General features: G+C 70.2%; 19 protein-coding genes. 14 read left to right on the forward strand and 5 right to left on the reverse strand.

Features of this window, described 5'->3' with window-relative positions:
• Positions 1-26: 26 nt before the first annotated feature.
• The 11 genes from AB0H56_RS27060 (at position 27) to AB0H56_RS27110 (ending at position 10319) form a co-directional block, all read left to right on the forward strand.
• Complete coding sequence (locus AB0H56_RS27060; RefSeq protein ID WP_357168331.1) at positions 27-1748, forward strand: CTP synthase; 1722 nt, start codon at positions 27-29, stop codon at positions 1746-1748.
• A 17-nt stretch (positions 1749-1765) separates the two neighbouring features.
• The gene (locus AB0H56_RS27065; RefSeq protein ID WP_357168333.1) at positions 1766-2419 is read left to right on the forward strand and encodes an NUDIX hydrolase; all 654 of its coding nucleotides are present in this window, start codon (positions 1766-1768) and stop codon (positions 2417-2419) included.
• Positions 2420-2541: 122 nt separating this feature from the next.
• Complete coding sequence (gene xerD, locus AB0H56_RS27070; protein WP_357168335.1) at positions 2542-3474, forward strand: site-specific tyrosine recombinase XerD; 933 nt, start codon at positions 2542-2544, stop codon at positions 3472-3474.
• Between the two features lie 249 nt (positions 3475-3723).
• Complete coding sequence (locus AB0H56_RS27075; RefSeq protein ID WP_280220420.1) at positions 3724-4557, forward strand: ParA family protein; 834 nt, start codon at positions 3724-3726, stop codon at positions 4555-4557.
• Positions 4558-4574: 17 nt separating this feature from the next.
• Entirely contained in the window at positions 4575-5438 is an 864-nt protein-coding gene (locus AB0H56_RS27080; RefSeq protein WP_357168504.1) for a segregation/condensation protein A, read from the forward strand.
• Between the two features lie 35 nt (positions 5439-5473).
• Positions 5474-6130: an SMC-Scp complex subunit ScpB gene (scpB, locus tag AB0H56_RS27085; protein WP_357168337.1), complete on the forward strand. Its 657-nt coding sequence runs from the start codon at positions 5474-5476 to the stop codon at positions 6128-6130.
• An 8-nt stretch (positions 6131-6138) separates the two neighbouring features.
• The gene (locus tag AB0H56_RS27090) at positions 6139-7437 is read left to right on the forward strand and encodes a pseudouridine synthase (protein ID WP_357168339.1); all 1299 of its coding nucleotides are present in this window, start codon (positions 6139-6141) and stop codon (positions 7435-7437) included.
• A gap of 38 nt (positions 7438-7475) precedes the next feature.
• A complete protein-coding gene (cmk, locus tag AB0H56_RS27095; RefSeq protein WP_357168506.1) occupies positions 7476-8180 on the forward strand; it encodes a (d)CMP kinase in 705 nt (234 codons plus the stop codon).
• Positions 8177-9595, forward strand: coding sequence for a ribosome biogenesis GTPase Der (der, locus tag AB0H56_RS27100; protein WP_357168341.1), 1419 nt, complete (start codon positions 8177-8179; stop codon positions 9593-9595). Before cmk ends, der begins: the two co-directional genes overlap by 4 nt.
• Before the next feature lie 202 nt (positions 9596-9797).
• Positions 9798-10073: a YggT family protein gene (locus AB0H56_RS27105; protein WP_357168343.1), complete on the forward strand. Its 276-nt coding sequence runs from the start codon at positions 9798-9800 to the stop codon at positions 10071-10073.
• Between the two features lie 33 nt (positions 10074-10106).
• A complete protein-coding gene (locus AB0H56_RS27110) occupies positions 10107-10319 on the forward strand; it encodes a hypothetical protein (RefSeq protein WP_357168345.1) in 213 nt (70 codons plus the stop codon).
• A gap of 114 nt (positions 10320-10433) precedes the next feature.
• Here AB0H56_RS27110 and AB0H56_RS27115 read toward each other — a convergent pair whose 3' ends face one another.
• Complete coding sequence (locus tag AB0H56_RS27115; protein WP_357168347.1) at positions 10434-10925, reverse strand: nuclear transport factor 2 family protein; 492 nt, start codon at positions 10923-10925, stop codon at positions 10434-10436.
• A gap of 117 nt (positions 10926-11042) precedes the next feature.
• A complete protein-coding gene (locus tag AB0H56_RS27120) occupies positions 11043-12179 on the reverse strand; it encodes an ACT domain-containing protein (RefSeq protein WP_357168349.1) in 1137 nt (378 codons plus the stop codon).
• 202 nt (positions 12180-12381) lie between these two features.
• Between AB0H56_RS27120 and AB0H56_RS27125 the strand changes: the two genes are divergently transcribed.
• On the forward strand, positions 12382-13638 hold the full coding sequence (locus AB0H56_RS27125) for an aspartate kinase (RefSeq protein ID WP_110040924.1): 1257 nt from the start codon (positions 12382-12384) through the stop codon (positions 13636-13638).
• A gap of 55 nt (positions 13639-13693) precedes the next feature.
• Positions 13694-14548: an alpha/beta fold hydrolase gene (locus AB0H56_RS27130; protein WP_357168352.1), complete on the forward strand. Its 855-nt coding sequence runs from the start codon at positions 13694-13696 to the stop codon at positions 14546-14548.
• Here the strand turns inward: AB0H56_RS27130 and AB0H56_RS27135 are convergent.
• Both AB0H56_RS27135 and AB0H56_RS27140 read right to left on the reverse strand, forming a co-directional pair.
• Positions 14541-15251, reverse strand: a complete 711-nt coding sequence (locus tag AB0H56_RS27135; protein WP_357168354.1) for a GNAT family protein — start codon at positions 15249-15251, stop codon at positions 14541-14543. The two genes, AB0H56_RS27130 and AB0H56_RS27135, sit on opposite strands and share 8 nt — an antisense overlap.
• Positions 15252-15435: 184 nt before the next feature.
• Positions 15436-16257, reverse strand: a complete 822-nt coding sequence (locus AB0H56_RS27140; RefSeq protein WP_357168356.1) for an SAM-dependent methyltransferase — start codon at positions 16255-16257, stop codon at positions 15436-15438.
• A 585-nt stretch (positions 16258-16842) separates the two neighbouring features.
• Between AB0H56_RS27140 and AB0H56_RS27145 the strand changes: the two genes are divergently transcribed.
• Positions 16843-17133 carry a hypothetical protein gene (locus AB0H56_RS27145; protein WP_357168358.1) on the forward strand — a complete coding sequence of 97 codons (291 nt, stop codon included), beginning with the start codon at positions 16843-16845 and terminating at the stop codon, positions 17131-17133.
• 59 nt (positions 17134-17192) lie between these two features.
• Here AB0H56_RS27145 and AB0H56_RS27150 read toward each other — a convergent pair whose 3' ends face one another.
• Positions 17193-18032 (reverse strand): NAD(P)-dependent oxidoreductase, encoded by an 840-nt coding sequence (locus AB0H56_RS27150; protein ID WP_357168360.1) that lies wholly within the window; start codon positions 18030-18032, stop codon positions 17193-17195.
• Between the last annotated feature and the right edge of the window lie 104 nt (positions 18033-18136).

Genomic DNA, 18136 nt, shown 5'->3' on the forward strand with positions numbered 1-18136 from the left:
CTGGGTCCCTGTTATTGTGGAGTTCCGTGGGTCAAACACGGAATCAGGCTCGAAATGCCACCAAGCACATCTTCGTGAGCGGTGGCGTCGCCTCCTCTTTGGGTAAGGGTCTCACCGCCTCCAGCCTCGGTCAGTTGCTGACCGCGCGCGGCATGCGGGTGACGATGCAGAAGCTCGATCCGTATCTGAACGTCGATCCGGGCACCATGAACCCGTTCCAGCACGGCGAGGTGTTCGTCACCGAGGACGGCGCGGAGACCGACCTCGATGTCGGCCACTACGAGCGCTTCCTCGACCGCGACCTGTCCAAGGACGCGAATGTGACCACGGGACAGATCTATTCGACCGTGATCGCCAAGGAGCGGCGTGGCGAGTACCTGGGCGACACGGTGCAGGTCATCCCGCACATCACCGACGAGATCAAGAACCGCATCATGGCGATGCAGGGTCCCGATCTGCAGGGGCATGTGCCGGACGTGGTGATCACCGAGATCGGTGGCACCGTCGGCGACATCGAGTCGCAGCCGTTCCTCGAGGCGGCGCGCCAGATCCGCCACGACGTGGGCCGCGACAACGTGTTCTTCCTGCACGTGTCGCTGGTGCCGTACCTGGCGCCCTCGGGGGAGCTCAAGACCAAGCCGACGCAGCACTCGGTGGCCGCGCTGCGCAACATCGGCATCCAGCCCGACGCGCTGATCCTGCGCTGCGACCGCGAGGTGCCGCAGGGCCTCAAGAACAAGATCGCGCTGATGTGCGACGTCGACGTGGAGGCGTGCATCTCCACCCCCGACGCGCCGTCGATCTACGACATCCCGAAGGTGCTGCACAGCGAGGGGCTCGACGCCTACGTGGTGCGCAAGCTGGGGCTGCCGTTCCGCGATGTCGACTGGACCGTGTGGGGCGACCTGCTCGACCGCGTGCACTCGCCGCGAGAGACCGTCGAGGTGGCGCTGGTCGGCAAGTACGTCGACCTGCCCGACGCCTACCTGTCGGTCACCGAGGCGCTGCGCGCCGGTGGCTTCGCGCACCGGTCCAAGGTGAACATCCGCTGGGTGCCCTCGGACGAGTGTGAGACCGAGGCGGGCGCCCAGGCTGCGCTGCGCGACGTGGACGCGGTGCTGATCCCCGGCGGCTTCGGCATCCGCGGCATCGAGGGCAAGCTCGGCGCCATCGGCTACGCCCGGCGCCGCGGCATCCCGCTGCTCGGCCTGTGCCTCGGCCTGCAGTGCGTGGTCATCGAGGCGGCGCGTTCGGTCGGTATCTCCGACGCCAACTCCGCGGAGTTCGAGCCCGAGACGAAAAACCCGGTCATCTCCACCATGGCCGACCAGGAGGACGTGGTCGCCGGCGCCGCCGATCTCGGTGGCACCATGCGGCTCGGCGCCTACCCTGCCACGTTGCAGAAGGGCTCGGTCGTCGCGCAGGCGTACGGCACCGAGAACGTCTCCGAGCGGCACCGGCACCGGTTCGAGGTGAACAACGCCTACCGCGACGCGATCGCGAAGAGCGGGCTGGTGTTCTCGGGTACCTCGCCCGACGGGCACCTGGTGGAGTTCGTCGAGTACCCGGCCTCGGTGCATCCGTTCTTCGTCGCCACCCAGGCGCATCCGGAGCTCAAGAGCCGCCCGACCCGGCCGCATCCGCTGTTCGCCGCGCTGATCAACGCGGCGTTGAAATACAAACTGGCCGAACGCCTTCCCGTAGACTTCCTCGAGGAAGAGCTCGCGGAGCAGGCCGCGGACCTCTGAGCGGGAGCGATCGAGAAGTGAGCAAGCCCGGTAGTCACGAGTTCGAGACGGTGTCGAGCCGGGTGCTCTACAGCGGCGCGATCCTGGCCCTGCGCCAGGATCAGGTCGCGATGCCGGACGGGCGGGTCGCCGAGCGCGAGGTCATCGAGCATCACGCCGCCGTCGCGGTGCTCGCCCTCGACGACGACGGCAACGTCGTCCTGATCCGGCAGTACCGGCACCCGCTCGGCACCCGGCTGCTCGAACTGCCCGCCGGCCTGCTCGACATCGTCGGCGAGGACCCGCTCACCGCGGCCAAGCGCGAGCTGGCCGAGGAGACTGGCCTGGCCGCCGCCGAATGGTCGGTGCTGGTGGACGTGGCGTTGTCGCCCGGGTTCACCGACGAGGCGCTGCGGGTGTATTTCGCCACCGGGCTCACCGAGACCGACCGGCCGGACCCCGAACACGAGGAAGCCGATCTGGAGCTGGTGCGGATGCCGGTCGCCGAGGCGATCCGGGCCGCGCTGGCCGGGGAGATCGTGAACGCGACCGCGGTGGCGGGTGTGCTCGCCTACGCGGCGGCGTCGGCGAACGAGGTGCCGATGCGGCCCGCCGACGCGCCGTGGCCGGGTCAGCCGACGGCGTTCCTGCGGCGCAAGGCCGCCCAGGCGGCACCGGGTAGCGGCGCGTGAGCGCGGCTCGCGGCGGTGCGACCGCCCGGGCCGCGGCGGTCGTCGCGGGCCCGGCGCGTGGTCTGCCTGTCGGTGACGCCGGAGCCGCGCCGCACGTCGGCGGAGATTAGACGGGCTCGGGCGTGCTCGCGCGCGAGATCGACGCCTACCTCGACCATCTGGCGGTCGAGCGAGGCGCCGCGCGCAACACCCTCGGCGCCTATCGCCGTGATCTCGGCCGCTACCGGACCTTTCTGGACGGCCGTGGCATCGACAGCCTGCGCGCGGTCACCCAGGGCGATGTCGCCGAGTTCACCATGGCGCTGCGCTCCGGCGGCACCGATCACCCCCCGCTCGCGGCGGGCTCGGTGGCCAGGGCGCTGATCGCGGTCCGTGGCCTGCACAAGTTCGCCGCCGCGGAGGGCCTCACCGACACCGATGTGGCGCACGCGGTGAAACCGCCCGCCCCGGGGCGCCGGCTGCCCAAGGCCTTGCCGTACGACCAGGTGTTGCGCCTGCTCGAGGCCGCGGGCGGGGAGGGCGACGCGGCCGACGGCGGTCCGCGCGGCCTGCGCGATCGCGCGCTGCTGGAACTGCTGTACTCCACCGGCGCGCGCATCTCCGAGATGGTCGGCCTCGACGTCGACGACATCGACGCCGAGCAGCGGTGCGTGGTGCTGCGCGGCAAGGGCGGCAAGCAGCGGCTGGTCCCCATCGGCCGTCCCGCGCTGGCGGCCGTCGACGCCTATCTCGTGCGGGGCAGGCCGAGCCTGGCGGCGCGCGGAAAGGGCTCCGGCGGCGCGCTCTTCCTCAACGCGCGCGGCGGCAGGCTCTCGCGGCAGAGTGCCTGGCAGGTGTTGCAGACCGCCGCCGAGCGGGCCGGGATCGCGGCCGCGGTCTCGCCGCACACCCTGCGGCATTCCTTCGCGACCCACCTGCTCGACGGTGGCGCGGACGTGCGTGTCGTGCAGGAGCTGCTGGGCCACGCCTCGGTGACGACCACCCAGATCTACACGCTGGTCACGGTGAGCACGCTGCGCGAAGTCTGGGCGACCGCGCACCCGAGGGCCAGATGAACCGCCACCGCGGACTCATGTCCGGCGGGTATCGTGCGAACACGCCCGGCGTTGCCATGCTGTACCTCACCGGTCCGAGCGGTAGCGTCTACCCAGAGCTGGACCGTACGAAAGCGAGTCCCGGCCGAATCGGGCTCGCTACCCTCGACAGGGGATACCGGCAGGAAAACGTATAAGGAGCAGCGGATCGTGACGACAGCGGAAACACCGTGGGACGGTGGACCGGATCAGGTCGCCGAGGCCGTCGAGATGGGCCCGACCGGGCGCCCGCTGCGACTGGTACCCGAACCGCCGCAGGTGCAGCGTCACGGTGACGCGCTGGTGGTGGCCATGTGCAACCAGAAGGGCGGGGTCGGCAAGACCACCTCGACCATCAATCTCGGTGCGGCCCTGGCCGAATACGGCCGCCGCGTGCTGCTCGTCGACCTCGATCCGCAGGGTGCGCTCTCGGCCGGCCTCGGCGTGGCCCACCACGATCTCGACCTGACCGTGCACAACCTGCTGATCGGCGGGAAGGCCACCGTCGACGACGTCCTGCAGACCACCAAGGTCGACGGGATGGACCTGCTACCCAGCAACATCGACCTCTCCGCGGCCGAGATCCAGCTGGTCAACGAGGTGGGCAGGGAGCAGTCGCTGGGCCGGGCGCTGGCCGGGGTCCGCGACCGCTACGACTACATCCTCATCGACTGCCAGCCCTCGCTGGGCCTGCTCACCGTCAACGCGCTGGCCTGCTCCGACGGTGTGATCATCCCGATGGAGTGCGAGTACTTCTCGCTGCGTGGCCTGGCGCTGCTCAACGACACCGTCGAGAAGGTGCGCGACCGCCTCAACCCGCGGTTGAGCCTGTACGGCATCGTGGTCACCATGTTCGACGCGCGGCTGCTGCACTCACGCCAGGTGATGTCGCGCGTGGTCGAGGTGTTCGGCGACCTCGTCTACGACACCGCCATCTCGCGCACCGTGCGGTTCCCCGACGCCAGCGTCGCCGGGGAACCCATCACCACGTGGGCGCCGAAATCCGGCGGCGCCGAGGCGTATCGGGCGATGGCACGCGAGGTCATCCACCGGTCGGGCCGGTGATCGACGCTCGACCCGCGGTGCCCGAAGTCTCCGAAGAAGCGGCTCCTCCCGCCGAGAACACCGGTTTCCATCTGCGGCTGAAGAATTTCGAAGGGCCGTTCGATCTGCTGCTGACGCTGATCAGTTCGCGCAAACTCGATGTCACCGAGGTCGCGCTGCATCAGGTCACCGACGAATTCATCGCCTACACGAAGGCGTTGACCGCCGAGCTCGTCGAGAACACCAAGCTGCGCGCCGACAAGATCCTCGATCAGACCACCGAGTTCCTCGTCGTCGCCGCGACCCTGCTCGATCTCAAGGCGGCCCGGCTGCTGCCCTCGGGCGAGATGACCGACGCCGACGACCTGGAACTGCTCGACGCCCGCGACCTGCTGTTCGCCCGGCTGCTGCAGTACCGGGCGTTCAAACAGGTCGCCGAGCTGTTCGGGGAACTGGAATCGGCCGCGCTGCGCCGGTACCCGCGGTCGGTGGCGCTCGAGGAACAGTTCGAGGGTCTGCTGCCCGAGGTGACGCTCGGCGTCGACATCGCCGCGTTCGCCGAGATCGCCGCCGCCGCGTTCCGGCCACGCCCGATCGCCCAGGTGGGCCTCGGGCACCTGCACATGCACACCATCTCGGTCGCCGAGCAGGCCGAACTGGTGCTGGCCCGGTTGAAGGAACGCGGGCCCGGCGGCTGGACCACCTTCGCCGAGCTGGTCGAGGACTGCACCGTCCCGGTGGAAATCGTGGCGCGCTTCCTGGCGTTGCTCGAGCTGTATCGCGGCAAGACCATCGCGTTCGACCAGCCCGATCCGCTCGGCCCGCTGGCCGTGAGCTGGCTCGGCGAACTGGATCCGGACGCCGAGGCGGCGGCCCTGACCTTCGAGGAGGATTACGGATGATCGGGTCGAGCTCGGAGGCGGCGGGAGGGAACAGCATGACCGAGGCAGTGGTGGAGTTCACTTCCGAGCCGCTCGACGACCCCGAACTGCGGTCGGCGCTCGAGGCCATGCTGCTCGTCGTCGACGCTCCCGCGCCGGTAGAACAGCTGGCCGCGGCCGTGGACGACACCGCCGAACGGGTCGAGGCCACCCTGCGAGCGATGTCGGCCGAGCTCACCGCCCGGGGCAGCGGCATCGACCTGCGTTTCGTCGGGGACGGCTGGCGCTTCTATACTCGACAGGAGTACGCGCCCTATGTCGAGCGTGTACTGCTCGACGGGGCCCGGACGAAGCTCACCCGGGCCGCCTTGGAGACCTTGGCGGTGATCGCTTACCGCCAGCCGGTGACCCGCACCAGGGTCAGCGCGGTGCGCGGGGTGAACGTCGACGGAGTGATGCGCACACTGCTCGCCAGGGGCCTGATCGCGGAAGCGGGTCAGGACCCGGAGACCAACGGCACGCTGTACCGCACCACCGAGTTGTTCCTCGAACGGATCGGGCTCGCCTCCCTCGGCGACCTGCCACCGCTGGCGCCGCTGCTTCCCGGCGTCGACCTGATCGATGAGATCAGCGAGAGCCTGGAGACCGACCCCCGGTTCACCAGGCTGAAGAAACCCGCCGAGTCCGACATGGACCTCGGCACCGACGATTGACAGGACAGATGAATAATTCCGCTCGCCGAGATGGCACACCGGATCGAAGAAGACGCACCGACCAGCCCCGTAGCGGCGCGAACCGGACCGCGGGAACCCGCGGCGGCACCGCGCGCACCGGGCAGGGCGGCGCCCGCGGCGAGGCCACCGGCCGCCGCGGCACCGGCGCGGGGGGCTACTCCCGCGGCACGTCCGCGGGCGGCTACCAGCGCGACACCGAGTACGGCGGCCGCCGTGGCGGCTCGGCGGGCGGCTACCAGCGTGACGGCGAATCCGGCGGCCGCCGTGGCGCGTCGGCCGGAGGTTTCCAGCGTGACGGCGGTCGCCGTGGCACCGGCGGCTACCAGCGCGACGACGCCGAACGCGGTGGACGTCCCGGGGCTCAGCCGCGTGGCGCCGCGCCGCGCGCGGGCGGCAACGCCCGGCCTGCCACCGCGCAGGCGCCCGCCGCGCGGAAGAAGGCGGCCAAGCCGCAGCGCAAGGTGGTCGCGCCGACCATCCTGAACAACGCCAAGCCCGCGCGGCACCAGCACGCCGACACCGCCGAGGGTCCGAAGAAGCTGCCCTGGGGCGAGGGCGAACGCCTGCAGAAGGTGCTCGCCAAGGCGGGCGTGGCCTCGCGCCGCGCCGCCGAGGACATGATCGCGGCCGGTCGCGTCGAGGTCGACGGCAGGATCGTGCGCGAGCAGGGTCTGCGTGTGGACCCGGAGAACGCGGTCGTGCGTGTCGACGGCACCCGGGTCGTCGTGCGCGACGAGCTCGTGCACCTGGTGCTGAACAAGCCGCGTGGCTGGCAGTCGACCATGTCCGACGATCTGGGCCGTCCCTGCGTCGGCGACATCGTCGCCGAGCGGATCGCCGCCGGTCAGCGCCTGTTCCACGTCGGCCGTCTCGACGCCGACACCGAGGGCCTGCTGCTGCTGACCAACGACGGCGAGATGGCGCATCGGCTGATGCACCCCTCCTTCGAGGTGCCCAAGACCTACCTGGCCACCGTGCAGGGCGAGGTGAACTACCGCCTGATCAGCAAGCGCCTGCGCGACGGCGTCGAGCTCGAGGACGGTCCGGCCAAGGTCGACCGGTTCGCGCTGCTCGAGGCCCACGAGGGTCGTTCGCTGGTCAAGCTCGTGTTGCACGAGGGCCGCAAGCACATCGTGCGTAGGCTGCTCGACGAGGTCGGCCACCCGGTGATCCGGCTGGTCCGCACCCATCTGGGTCCGGTGGCGCTGGGCGACCAGCGGCCGGGCACGCTGCGAGTGCTCGGCCGGGACGAGATCGGCAAACTCTACGAGGCGGTGCAGTTGTGAACGGAGTGGATTCCCCGGTGGAGATCATGGGCGACCGCATGACCGGCGACGGCACCCTGGTCGTCGCGATGGACGGTCCCTCCGGCACCGGCAAGTCCAGTGTGTCGCGCCGGCTGGCCACCCGGCTCGGAGCCCGCTATCTCGACACCGGCGCCATGTACCGGGTCGCTACGCTGCGCGTGCTGCGCGCCGGGGTCGACCTGACCGATCCGGTGGCGATCGCCGACACCGTCGCGGCGCTGCCGTTGTCGATCGGCACCGACCCGAGCCACGAGGTGATCGAGCTCGACGGCGAGGACGTCTCGGCCGAGATCCGCGGCGACGCCGTCACCAAGGCCGTCTCCGCGGTGTCGGCGGTGGCGCAGGTGCGTGAGCAGCTCGTCGCCTCGCAGCGCGAGATCGCCGCCGTCGCAGGCCGGATCGTGGTCGAGGGCCGCGACATCGGCACCGTGGTGCTCACCGGCGCCGACGCCAAGATCTACCTGACCGCCTCCGCGGAGGCGCGCGCCCAGCGGCGCAACGCCCAGAACATCCGCGAGGGACGCGGCGACGACTACGCGGCCGTGCTGGCCGACGTGCAGCGCCGCGACACCCTCGACTCCACCCGCACGGTGTCGCCGCTGCGCCCCGCAGCCGACGCGGTGCTCGTCGACACCAGCGAACTGACGATGGATCAGACCATCGACGAGCTCTACCGCGTGGTGGCCCAGCAGCTTTCGGCCACGACAGGAGGGTCGCGATGATCGACGAAGAGGTACTGGTCGGGGACGGCACCTGGTCCGACGAAACCGACTGGGAGATCGCCGATCTCGAAGGCGAGCACGAGGACGGCGAGCACCTCGCGATGCCGACCGTCGCCGTGGTCGGCCGCCCGAACGTGGGCAAGTCGACCCTGGTGAACCGCATTCTCGGGCGCCGCGAAGCCGTCGTCGAGGACATCCCCGGCGTCACCCGCGACCGCATCTCCTACGAGGCCAGCTGGACCGGGCGCCGATTCCTGGTGCAGGACACCGGCGGCTGGGAGCCCGACGCCAAGGGCCTGCAGCAGCATGTCGCCCGGCAGGCCGAGGTGGCGATGGAGACCGCCGACGCGATCCTGCTCGTCGTCGACGCGACCGTCGGCGCCACCGCGACCGACGAGGCCGCGGTGCGCAAGCTGCGCCGCTCCAAGATCCCGGTGATCCTGGTGGCCAACAAGGTCGACGACCAGAAGGCCGAACTCGAGGCGGCCAGCCTGTGGTCGCTCGGTCTCGGTGAGCCGCGGATGGTGTCGGCCGCGCACGGTCGCGGGACCGGCGACCTGCTCGACGACGTGCTCGCCGCGCTGCCCGAGACCCCGCGCGAGGGCACCGGGGCGGCAGGGCCGCGCCGGGTCGCGCTGGTCGGCAAGCCGAACGTCGGCAAGTCGAGCCTGCTCAACAAGCTCTCCGGCGACGAGCGTTCGGTGGTCCACGATGTCGCGGGCACCACGGTCGACCCGGTCGACTCGCTGGTCGAACTCGGCGGCAAGATCTGGAAGTTCGTCGACACCGCCGGGCTGCGGCGCAAGGTGTCCAACGCCTCGGGCACCGAGTTCTACGCCTCGCTGCGCACCAAGTCGGCGCTGGAGGCCTCCGAGGTCGCGATCATGCTGATCGACGCCTCGGTGCCGATCACCGAGCAAGACCTGCGCGTGATCAGCCTGGTCGCCGATTCCGGTCGCGCGCTTGTCCTGGCGTTCAACAAGTGGGACCTGGTCGACGAGGACCGCCGCTACATGCTCGAGCGCGAGATCGACCGCGATCTGGTGCGGGTGCCGTGGGCCCAGCGGGTCAACATCTCCGCCCACACCGGTCGCGCCGTGCAGAAGCTGGTGCCGCAGATGGAGACCGCGCTCGAGTCCTGGGACAAGCGCATCTCCACCGGCCGCCTGAACACCTGGCTCAAGGAAGTCATCGCGGCCACCCCGCCGCCGATGCGCGGCGGGCGCCAGCCCCGCGTCCTGTTCGCCACCCAGGCGGGCACCCGCCCGCCGACCTTCGTGCTGTTCACCACCGGCTTCCTCGAGGCGGGCTACCGCCGCTTCCTGGAGCGCCGCCTGCGTGAGGAATTCGGCTTCGACGGCTCGCCGGTGCGCATCTCGGTGCGCGTGCGCGAGAAGAAGGACCGTAAGAAGTAGATCGACGATCCACGACGAGCCCCGGACCCCGAGTCCGGGGCTCGCCGCGTTGGGTGGCCGGAATCGCCTCGGTGGCCGGATCTGCGTGGCGCCGGGTCACCGAGGGCTGATAATCGGCTGAGAACCACCGGAATCGGACACCTCGGCGCGATCCGGCGCGTTGACAGGACACAGGGTCCACGCGGCTGGCAAGGAGTGCGGCATGAGTCTCATCGGAACCGTGGTCGGCTATCTGCTGACGGTGTTCATCGTGTTGCTGCTCGTCCGGATGGTGCTGGACTGGGCCGATCTGCTCGGCAAGCTGCCGCCGTGGGCGGGCAAGGCGCGGGCGGTGGTATACGCCGCGACGGAGCCGGTGCTGGCCCCCGTGCGCCGGGTGCTGCCGCCGGTGCGGCTCGGCGGAACCGCCCTCGACCTGGCCTTCACCGTGGTGTTCATCGTCGCGCTGATCCTGCGCTCGGTGGCCTTCAGCCTGTAACCGGGATCAGGCGCTCAGCACACGATCGAGCAGATGGTCGACGAGTTGTGCTGCGCGCGCGGCGAAGTCGTCATTGGTGAGCATGCCCTGCGCCAGCCCGGCCACCGCCAACAGGATCCTGCCGAGATCGAGGTGTTCGCCGGCGCCGGTCACGGCATCTTCCATCAGGTCCCGGATCGGGTCACTGAGCGGGTCCTCGACTTCACCCGTCGCTACGAACCCACCGACGCGCGCCGCGGCGAGTGAACGACATCGGCCCCGCACCGGTGATCGTCTGAAATTGGCGGCGCCGCGTCATCCGGTTGACGGTGCACCTGGGGGCTAGCGCGCCGCAGCCGGTGGCCGATGCGGCCCTGAGTCCTACTCGGCGATCCTGGTGGCGTCGTCGAGCGGGCGGGTAATCGCCCAGAGCTGGGTGAACGTGCAGGTCGCGATCTTCCATTCGCCGTTCTCGAGGCGGTACTCGTCGGCGTATTCGCCGGTGGCGACCGTCTCGGTGCGTTCGATCAGGTTGACCTGGCGGAAGCGCAGGGTCCAGCTGCCGGTCGCCGTGCCGTCCTCGCCCACGGTGATGTCGGGGTGGACGCCGTGGTGCATGTCGAGGATCGCGTGCTTGCCGTCGACCTTCCGCAGGGCGATGGAGGCGAAGACGGCGGCCATGCCGTCGGCGTCCATCGCGCCCAGCTCGCCGTAGTCCAGTGCCGAGCCGACCGCGACGAAGCAGTCGCGGAACGCCGCGGGATCCTTGGCATCGCAGGCGCGGAAGTAGCGGTGCTTGAGCGCGATGATCGACTCGATCGCCGCCAGCCGGGCGAGGTGGCGGGTGGCTTCGTCGGTGGAGGGTGCCGTCATGCGACTCACGGTACGACCGGCCGTGGCCTCGCGCTCGCGTATTCTCCCGCTGATCGGGAACGCAGGCAGGGCGGGCGGCACACCGTCGCGGCGAATCCGCGCGCCCGAGCGGCGGGCCTACCGCTCATCGGTCCCCTCGACCCGCCACCGGGTGAGAACCGCGCGGACGCAGGACATTTCGGTGAGGGCGTCGACGGTGTCGGCGAAGGCACTGTCGGGGGCCGGGTGGGTGAGGACGATCAGATGGGCGTCGGTCCCGTGGTGTTCCTGGCGCACGCGGGCGATGCTCACCCCGTGTTCGGCGAAGGTGGCGGCGACGGCCGCCAGGGCGCCCGCGTGGTCGGTGACCGCGAGGTTCAGGTAGTAGCGGGTGGGGGTGTCCCCGAGTGGGGCGAGGGGGAGTTCGGCGTAGTAGGAGGCGCGCGGGGCCCGGCCGCCGTGCACCCGGTTGCGTGCCGCCGTGATGAGGTCACCGAGCAGGGCCGAGGCGGTGGCCGCGGGGGTGCCGGTGCCGTAGAACATCAGTCTGCCCGCGGCGGCCGCGTCGACGGCCACCGCGCCGAACGGCGCCGCCACCCCGGCCAGCGGGTCGGTGGCGGGCAGCAGCGCCGGATGCACCCGCACCGAGATCTGTTCCTTGCCACCGGCTTCGGGATGCTCGACGACCCGCGAGCACACGACGAGGGTGCGCAGGCTCAGGCCGAGCGTCGCGGCGATGTCGAGGTCGTAGCTGGGCGCGGGCCCGGGATTCTCGACGTACACCTCGCCCACCTCGACCCTGGTGTGGAAGGCCAGCGTCGCCAGGATCGCCGCCTGTTCGGCGGTGCGGCGGCCGGGTTCGCCGGGGAACACACCGAGCACCTGGTGCACCCGATCACCGGCGAGTGACTGGGTCAGCGGTCGCACGACCGGGACTCCGCCTGCCACCGCCGCTTCGAAACACAGGTCGGCACCGTGCTGTTCGGCCGCGGCGGCCAGCCGGGGACCGTGCTCGGCGATCAGCGCGGTGTTCGCGGTGATCACCGACCGCCCGTGCCGCAGCGCGTCGAGCACCGCGGTGACCGTGCCCGCGTCCTCGGTCGCGTCGACCACCAGCTCCGGTTCCCCGTCGAGCGTGAGTTCCGCTCCGGCGCGTTCGCGCAGGTCGCCGCCGGTCGCCCGGAGAATGCGCACGACCTCCTCGGCCAGCGGGCCCGAACCGAGAACGGCGACACCGAGCGTGGGTCGAGGGGAACGAAAGAGCTGATGGGTCATGGGGATTCGCCTAACCGCCGAGAGATGCCGAGCCGGGAACGAACGCCGCTCGCGTCACCCCCGTGCCGCCCAGTATCGCGGCCGAACCGATTCGGCGGCAGTCGTTTTCACCACGAATCTGCACAGCCGTGCCAGAAATCCCTGGATACTCGGAAGGGTCACGCGCGGAACACGCGTGGACGAGCAGGGGAGAGGACACGGTATGGCCCTGGTTGTGCAGAAATTCGGCGGATCATCGGTGGCGAGCGCGGAGCGGATCCGGCGGGTCGCCGAGCGGATCGTGGAGACGAAGAAGCAGGGTCACGATGTGGTGGTGGTCTGCTCGGCCATGGGCGACACCACCGATGAACTGCTCGACCTGGCGGGACAGGTGGCGCCCGCGCCACCGCCACGGGAGATGGACATGCTGCTCACCTCCGGGGAGCGCATCTCGAATGCCCTGGTGGCCATGGCGATCCACTCGCTCGGCGCCGAGGCCAGGTCGCTGACCGGTTCGCAGGCCGGGGTGATCACCACCGGTGCGCACGGCAACGCCAAGATCATCCAGGTGGATCCCGACCGGGTCCGGCGCGCCCTCGACGACGGGGAGATCGTGCTGGTCGCGGGGTTCCAGGGCGTCAGCCAGGACAGTCGCGACGTCACCACCCTGGGGCGCGGCGGCTCCGACACGACCGCCGTCGCGCTTGCCGCGGCACTGCGCGCCGACGTCTGCGAGATCTACACCGATGTCGACGGGGTGTTCACCGCCGACCCGCGCATCGTCTCCGACGCGCAGAAGCTCGACCAGGTCTCCTACGAGGAGATGCTGGAGATGGCGGCCTGCGGATCGAAGGTCCTGATGCTGCGCTGTGTGGAGTACGCGCGGCGCTATCACGTTCCGGTGCACGTGCGTTCGTCCTACACCGACACCATCGGCACCACGGTGTTCGGTTCCATGGCCGACATCCCCGCCGACCAGGCGGTGCTGACCGGCGTCGCGCACGACCGCGGCGAAGCCAAGATCACCGTCGTCGGGCTGCCCGACGAACCCGGCTACGCGGCACAGGTCTTCCGGGCGGTCGCCGACGCCGAGATCGGCATCGACATGGTCGTGCAGAACACCGGCACCGGCCGCACCGACATCACCTTCACCCTGCCCGCCGCCGACGGCGCCAGGGCGCTGGCCCTGCTGCGGGAACGCCGGGCCGACATCGGGTTCACCGATGTGCGCTACGACGACCGCGTCGGCAAGGTGTCGCTGATCGGCGCGGGCATGAAGAACCATCCCGGCGTCACCGCGACGTTCTGCGAGGCGCTGGCGGAGGCGGGCATCAACCTCGACCTCATCGCCACCTCCGAGATCCGTATCTCGGTGCTGGTACGCGACACCGAGCTCGACGACGCGGTGCGCGTGCTGCACCGCGCGTTCGATCTGGGCGGCGCCGAGGTCGCGGTGGTGCACGGCGGAACGGGACGTTGACCCTCGACTGATCGAACGGTAACTTACCGTTTAGTCAATCGAGACGGAGGTTCCTGTGAGCGCACGGCTGAACTCGTACACCCGGGCCGGATTCCGGTTCGACGTCGTCGACACCGGTCCGGTGGACGGCCCCGTCGTCGTCGCGCTGCACGGGTTTCCGCAGACCGCGACGTCGTTCGCCGAGTTCGGCGCCCTGCTCGCGGACCGCGGCTACCGCACCGTCGCGCCGAACCAGCGCGGCTACTCGCCGGGCGCCAGGCCACGCGGCCGGGCGGCCTACCGGATGCCGGAACTCGTCGCCGATGTGGTCGAGCTGATCCGCGAGATCGACCGGGGGCCGGTGCATCTGGTCGGCCACGACTGGGGCGCGATGGTGGCCTGGTCGCTCGCGGCGGCCCGGCCCGACCTGGTCCGGACGCTGGTGACGGTGTCGGTGCCGCACCCGGGCGCGTTCCTGCGCTCGATGGTGAGCAGCGATCAGCTGTTCCGCTCGTTCTACATGGGGCTGTTCCAGATCCCGGTGCTGCCGGAACGCCTGCTGACCGCCCGGCCGGACGTGCTGGACCGGGCGCTGACCGGCACCGGGATGTCGGCGGAGGTGCTGGCGCGCGTGCACAGCGAGATCGTCGACACGGGTGCGCTGCCCACGGCGCTGAACTGGTACCGCGCGTTGGTGGTGCCCGGCAATCGGACCCTGTCGACGGTGCCGGTGCGTGTGCCGGTGACGCACGTGTGGAGCACCGGGGACACGGCGCTGACCCGCCGCGGAGCCGAGCTGACCGAGCGTTTCGTCCTCGGTGACTACCGCCTGGCGGTGGTCGACGACGCGTCGCACTGGGTGCCCGACGAGCGCCCGCTCGCGCTCGCCGATCTGGTCACCCAGCGGATCGAGTCGGTCCCGGTCAGCTGATCGGCGCCGCCAGCGGCCGCAGGGCCTCGGCGGTGGCCGGGATCAGCGGCGCGCGCCGCACCCGTGCGGCGAGCTGCTCGGTGATGCGCAGCCGCACCCCCGGCCACTCGTCGGTCAGGATCGAATAGAACGCGGTGTCGCGGACCGCGCCGTCGAGTCCGCGCGAATGCGCCCGGCGCACACCGTCGCTCACCGCGCCGAGGCGCTCGATCGCGGCCCGCGAGCGCAGGTTGCGGGCGTCGGCGCGCAGGGTCACCCGGCGTACACCCCACCCGTCGAAGGCGTGGGTGAGCATGAGCAGTTTGGCCTCGAGGTTGACCACGCCGCCGCGCACGGCGGGCGTGAGCCAGGTGTTGCCGATCTCGACGGCGTCCGGAATCGACCCGCCGGGCAGCGCGGTGGTTGGTTCGGCCGACAACGGCCAGGTCAGCGGGCCCTGCCAGTAGTCGAGCCGGGTGAATCTGGTCGCCCCGACCACGCATTCGTCCTCGACGGTGACGATCGCGAAGGCCAGCGTGGTGCCCGCCAGTTGCGCGGCCTCGGCCTGGAAGACGTAGGTGCGCGCCTCCTGCTCACCGTGCGGGACGATGGTGAACCCGGCCGGGCCGAGCGCGGCGGCCGCCGCGGCCAGGCCGGGAACGTGGTGCGGTGCGAGGGGTTCCAGCCGTGCGATGCGGCCGTGGAGGATAACGGGTGCGGGCATGGTGACCGGCGTCCTTCGTCTGAGAGGGTCGCCGAAAGCACGAGGCGTGGATCTCACGCGGCACGTGATTGCGGCGAAGCGACACGAACGATCCAGCAGCATCGAAAAATAACTGGATGGACGATAGCGGACGTGACGCGTTCACCAGCACGAACCGACGAGATGTCGGGCCCGAAAATTTCGCCTACCGCTTGTCGGCGATCGCCGCGACGATGAGCTCCTCCCAGATGGTCAGCTCGCGCTCGGCCGAACCGATCCGCGGGGCGTCGGCGGCGGGTTCCTCGGGGTGCCAGAGCGCGGCCGCGACCACGCCGGGCTCCTGCAGGCGCAGGTCGCCGAAGAGCGCCGCGATCTCCTCGTCGGTGCGCCACCGGCCGCGCCCGAACGTGGACTGCAGCTTGCCCTCGGCCTCCCTCGTCTCGGCGTTGTGACCCGAGCGGAAGTGCGAGATGAACACGCTGCTGCCCTCGGCGATCTGCCCGGTCCAGTAGTCCACGACCGCGCGCGGGTCCTCGTCGTCGTTGAGGTGGTGCAGGATCGCGCTGAAGATCACGCCGACCGGCTTGTCGAAATCGATGAGCCGGTTCACCTCGGGATGGGCGCGGATGCCCGCCGAATCGCGGACGTCGGCCTGCACGACCGTGGTGTTGTCGTTGGTCGCCAGCAGCGCGCGCCCGTGCGCGAGCACGATCGGGTCGTTGTCGATGTAGGCGACGCGGGCCTCGGGGTTCACCCGCTGGGCGACCTGGTGCACGTTGTCGGCGGTGGGCAGGCCGCTGCCGAAATCGAGGAACTGCGTCAGCCCCGCCTCGGCCATCTCGCGCACCGCGCGGATGAGAGCCTGGCGGTTGGTGAACGCGATCGACACCGAGCCCGGCAGGTTCAGCTTGAAGTGGTCGCCGACGGCGCGGTCGACCTCGTAGTTGTCCTTGCCGCCCAGTAGGTAGTCGTAGACCCGGGCGATGCTCGGACTCGACTGGTCGATCACATTCGCGTTGTCGCTCATTGCCGACGCCCTTCTCACGCGCTGTCCTGGTGGGTGCCGCGGCCCATCGTGGGGAACGACGCGGTCTCGGCACGGTGTCGCCTACTGTGATACCCGAAAACCGTTCCGGGCGTATGGGTTCCATCGGGCATCGGCCCAACTCGCCGGGTCGGTTGGTTACGGTGCCGTGAAGAACGCCGGTGTCGATCGCGGTCGAGTCGCAGTGGCCGGGGACACGTTTTCGCACGTCAGAGCCGTAACGGTTGGATAAATCACACAGTTGTGCCCATTCTGGGCAAACGTCCGATTGGTGGGGTGTTTCGCCAGTTCCGAGCCCTGTTCGCCGGAGATGTAACGCGCGTTATCGCATCGTGTCGAACTGGTGTTCTATGTGATGCAGATCACATCGTCTGTCAATCGTTTCTGAGAGGTGGCACGCTCGTAATTGCTGAACGTTAACCGTTCGTGATCGAACGGCAGGGTCGACGCGGACCCTCCGTCGCGAACGATCCGCCCGTCCGCTCCGGCGCGAAGGGCCACGCAAGATCCATTGCGGATCACCTACCGGCCGCGTCGGGACGGCCGCCCGGAAGGGACCTCATGGTTATGAGCAGCCTCTACTTCGACTCGAACAGCAAACTATCGGTTACCGGTCGCGAGCGCCGCGACGCCGCGACATCGGACGCCGATGCCAGCATGGCGCCGCTGGCGATGCCGGGCCTCATCATCGGCCTGCTCCTGGTCGGCCTCGGCCTCGCCGCCCTGGTACGACTGGGGGATTGGGTGGGCGACTACGGACCCGTGCTCGTCGGCCTGGCCTACCTCATGTATCTGGGCGCCGCGGGCTGGCTCCTGTGCTGGGGTGCGATCACCGTTCGATCGCTGCATCGCCACTGATCACAAGACACCGCGGAGCCGTCGTGCCCAGGCGCACGACGGCTCCGGCGTCTGTCCGGTCAGGCCTGCGGCGGGTCGACGAAGATGTCGTACTCGAGTTCGCCGGCCCCGCCGTACCCGGACAGGTCGGTGACGCCGTGCTCGCGCAGCACGTCGACGTCGAGGAAGGTGTTGCCGGTGGTCGTGCGCGCGTCGCTGCCCAGGATCGCGACCGCGGCGTCCGCCACGATCTCCGGGGTCCTGGCCTTGGCGATGGCCTCGTCGCCGCCGAGCAGATTCTGCACCGCCGCGGTCGCGATGAGCGTCTCGGGCCACAGGCAGTTCGCGGCGACGCCGCGCTCGGCGTACTCGGCGGCCCAGCCCAGCGTGAGCAGCGACATCCCGTACTTGGCCACCATGTAGGCGGGGTGCGAGCCGAGCCAGCGCGGCGCCAGGTTCAGCGGCGGGGACAGGCTCAGGATGTGCGCGTTCGGGCTGCGCCGCAGGTGCGGCAGGCACGTGCTGGAGAGCAGGTAGGTGCCCCGGATCTGGATCTGCTGCATCAGGTCGAAACGCTTGATCGGCAGCTCCTCGGTGGCGGCGAGGGCGATCGCCGAGGCGTTGTTGACGCAGTAGTCGATGCCGCCGAAGCGCTCGACCGTCCGGGTGACGGCCTCCTGCACCGACGCCTCGTCCCTGACGTCGCCGACCACGGCCAGCGCCTGACCGCCGGCGGCCTCGATCTCGGCGGCCGCGGTGTGGATGGTGCCCGGCAGGCGGGGGTCGGGGACATCGGTCTTGGCGAGCAGGGCGATGTTGGCGCCCTGGCGGGCGGCGGCGACGGCGATCGCCAGGCCGATGCCGCGGCTGCCGCCGGACATGATCATCGTGCGCCCGGCCAGGGGGAAGGCGGCGGTCATGGGGGAGCTCCTTGTCGTCGGCGGTGCCGCGCGGCGGCTGATGCCACGAAACGTTACATATTCAAAACGGTCGTGGCAATGGTGAAATATGTAGACTCGACCTC

Origin of the sequence: Nocardia sp. NPDC050717 (assembly GCF_040654275.1) — a bacterium.
Classification (GTDB): domain Bacteria; phylum Actinomycetota; class Actinomycetes; order Mycobacteriales; family Mycobacteriaceae; genus Nocardia.

Excerpts from the sequence above, each read along its gene's own strand:
- AB0H56_RS27075 (WP_280220420.1), top strand. The coding sequence starts at position 3,724 with ATGGGCCCGACCGGGCGCCCGCTGCGACTGGTACCCGAACCGCCGCAG.
- scpB (WP_357168337.1), top strand. The coding sequence starts at position 5,474 with ATGACCGAGGCAGTGGTGGAGTTCACTTCCGAGCCGCTCGACGACCCC.
- AB0H56_RS27090 (WP_357168339.1), top strand. The coding sequence starts at position 6,139 with ATGAATAATTCCGCTCGCCGAGATGGCACACCGGATCGAAGAAGACGC.
- cmk (WP_357168506.1), top strand. The coding sequence starts at position 7,476 with ATGACCGGCGACGGCACCCTGGTCGTCGCGATGGACGGTCCCTCCGGC.
- der (WP_357168341.1), top strand. The coding sequence starts at position 8,177 with ATGATCGACGAAGAGGTACTGGTCGGGGACGGCACCTGGTCCGACGAA.
- AB0H56_RS27105 (WP_357168343.1), top strand. The coding sequence starts at position 9,798 with ATGAGTCTCATCGGAACCGTGGTCGGCTATCTGCTGACGGTGTTCATC.
- AB0H56_RS27110 (WP_357168345.1), top strand. The coding sequence starts at position 10,107 with ATGGTCGACGAGTTGTGCTGCGCGCGCGGCGAAGTCGTCATTGGTGAG.
- AB0H56_RS27115 (WP_357168347.1), bottom strand. The coding sequence starts at position 10,925 with ATGACGGCACCCTCCACCGACGAAGCCACCCGCCACCTCGCCCGGCTG.
- AB0H56_RS27120 (WP_357168349.1), bottom strand. The coding sequence starts at position 12,179 with ATGACCCATCAGCTCTTTCGTTCCCCTCGACCCACGCTCGGTGTCGCC.
- AB0H56_RS27125 (WP_110040924.1), top strand. The coding sequence starts at position 12,382 with ATGGCCCTGGTTGTGCAGAAATTCGGCGGATCATCGGTGGCGAGCGCG.
- AB0H56_RS27135 (WP_357168354.1), bottom strand. The coding sequence starts at position 15,251 with ATGCCCGCACCCGTTATCCTCCACGGCCGCATCGCACGGCTGGAACCC.
- AB0H56_RS27140 (WP_357168356.1), bottom strand. The coding sequence starts at position 16,257 with ATGAGCGACAACGCGAATGTGATCGACCAGTCGAGTCCGAGCATCGCC.
- AB0H56_RS27145 (WP_357168358.1), top strand. The coding sequence starts at position 16,843 with ATGAGCAGCCTCTACTTCGACTCGAACAGCAAACTATCGGTTACCGGT.
- AB0H56_RS27150 (WP_357168360.1), bottom strand. The coding sequence starts at position 18,032 with ATGACCGCCGCCTTCCCCCTGGCCGGGCGCACGATGATCATGTCCGGC.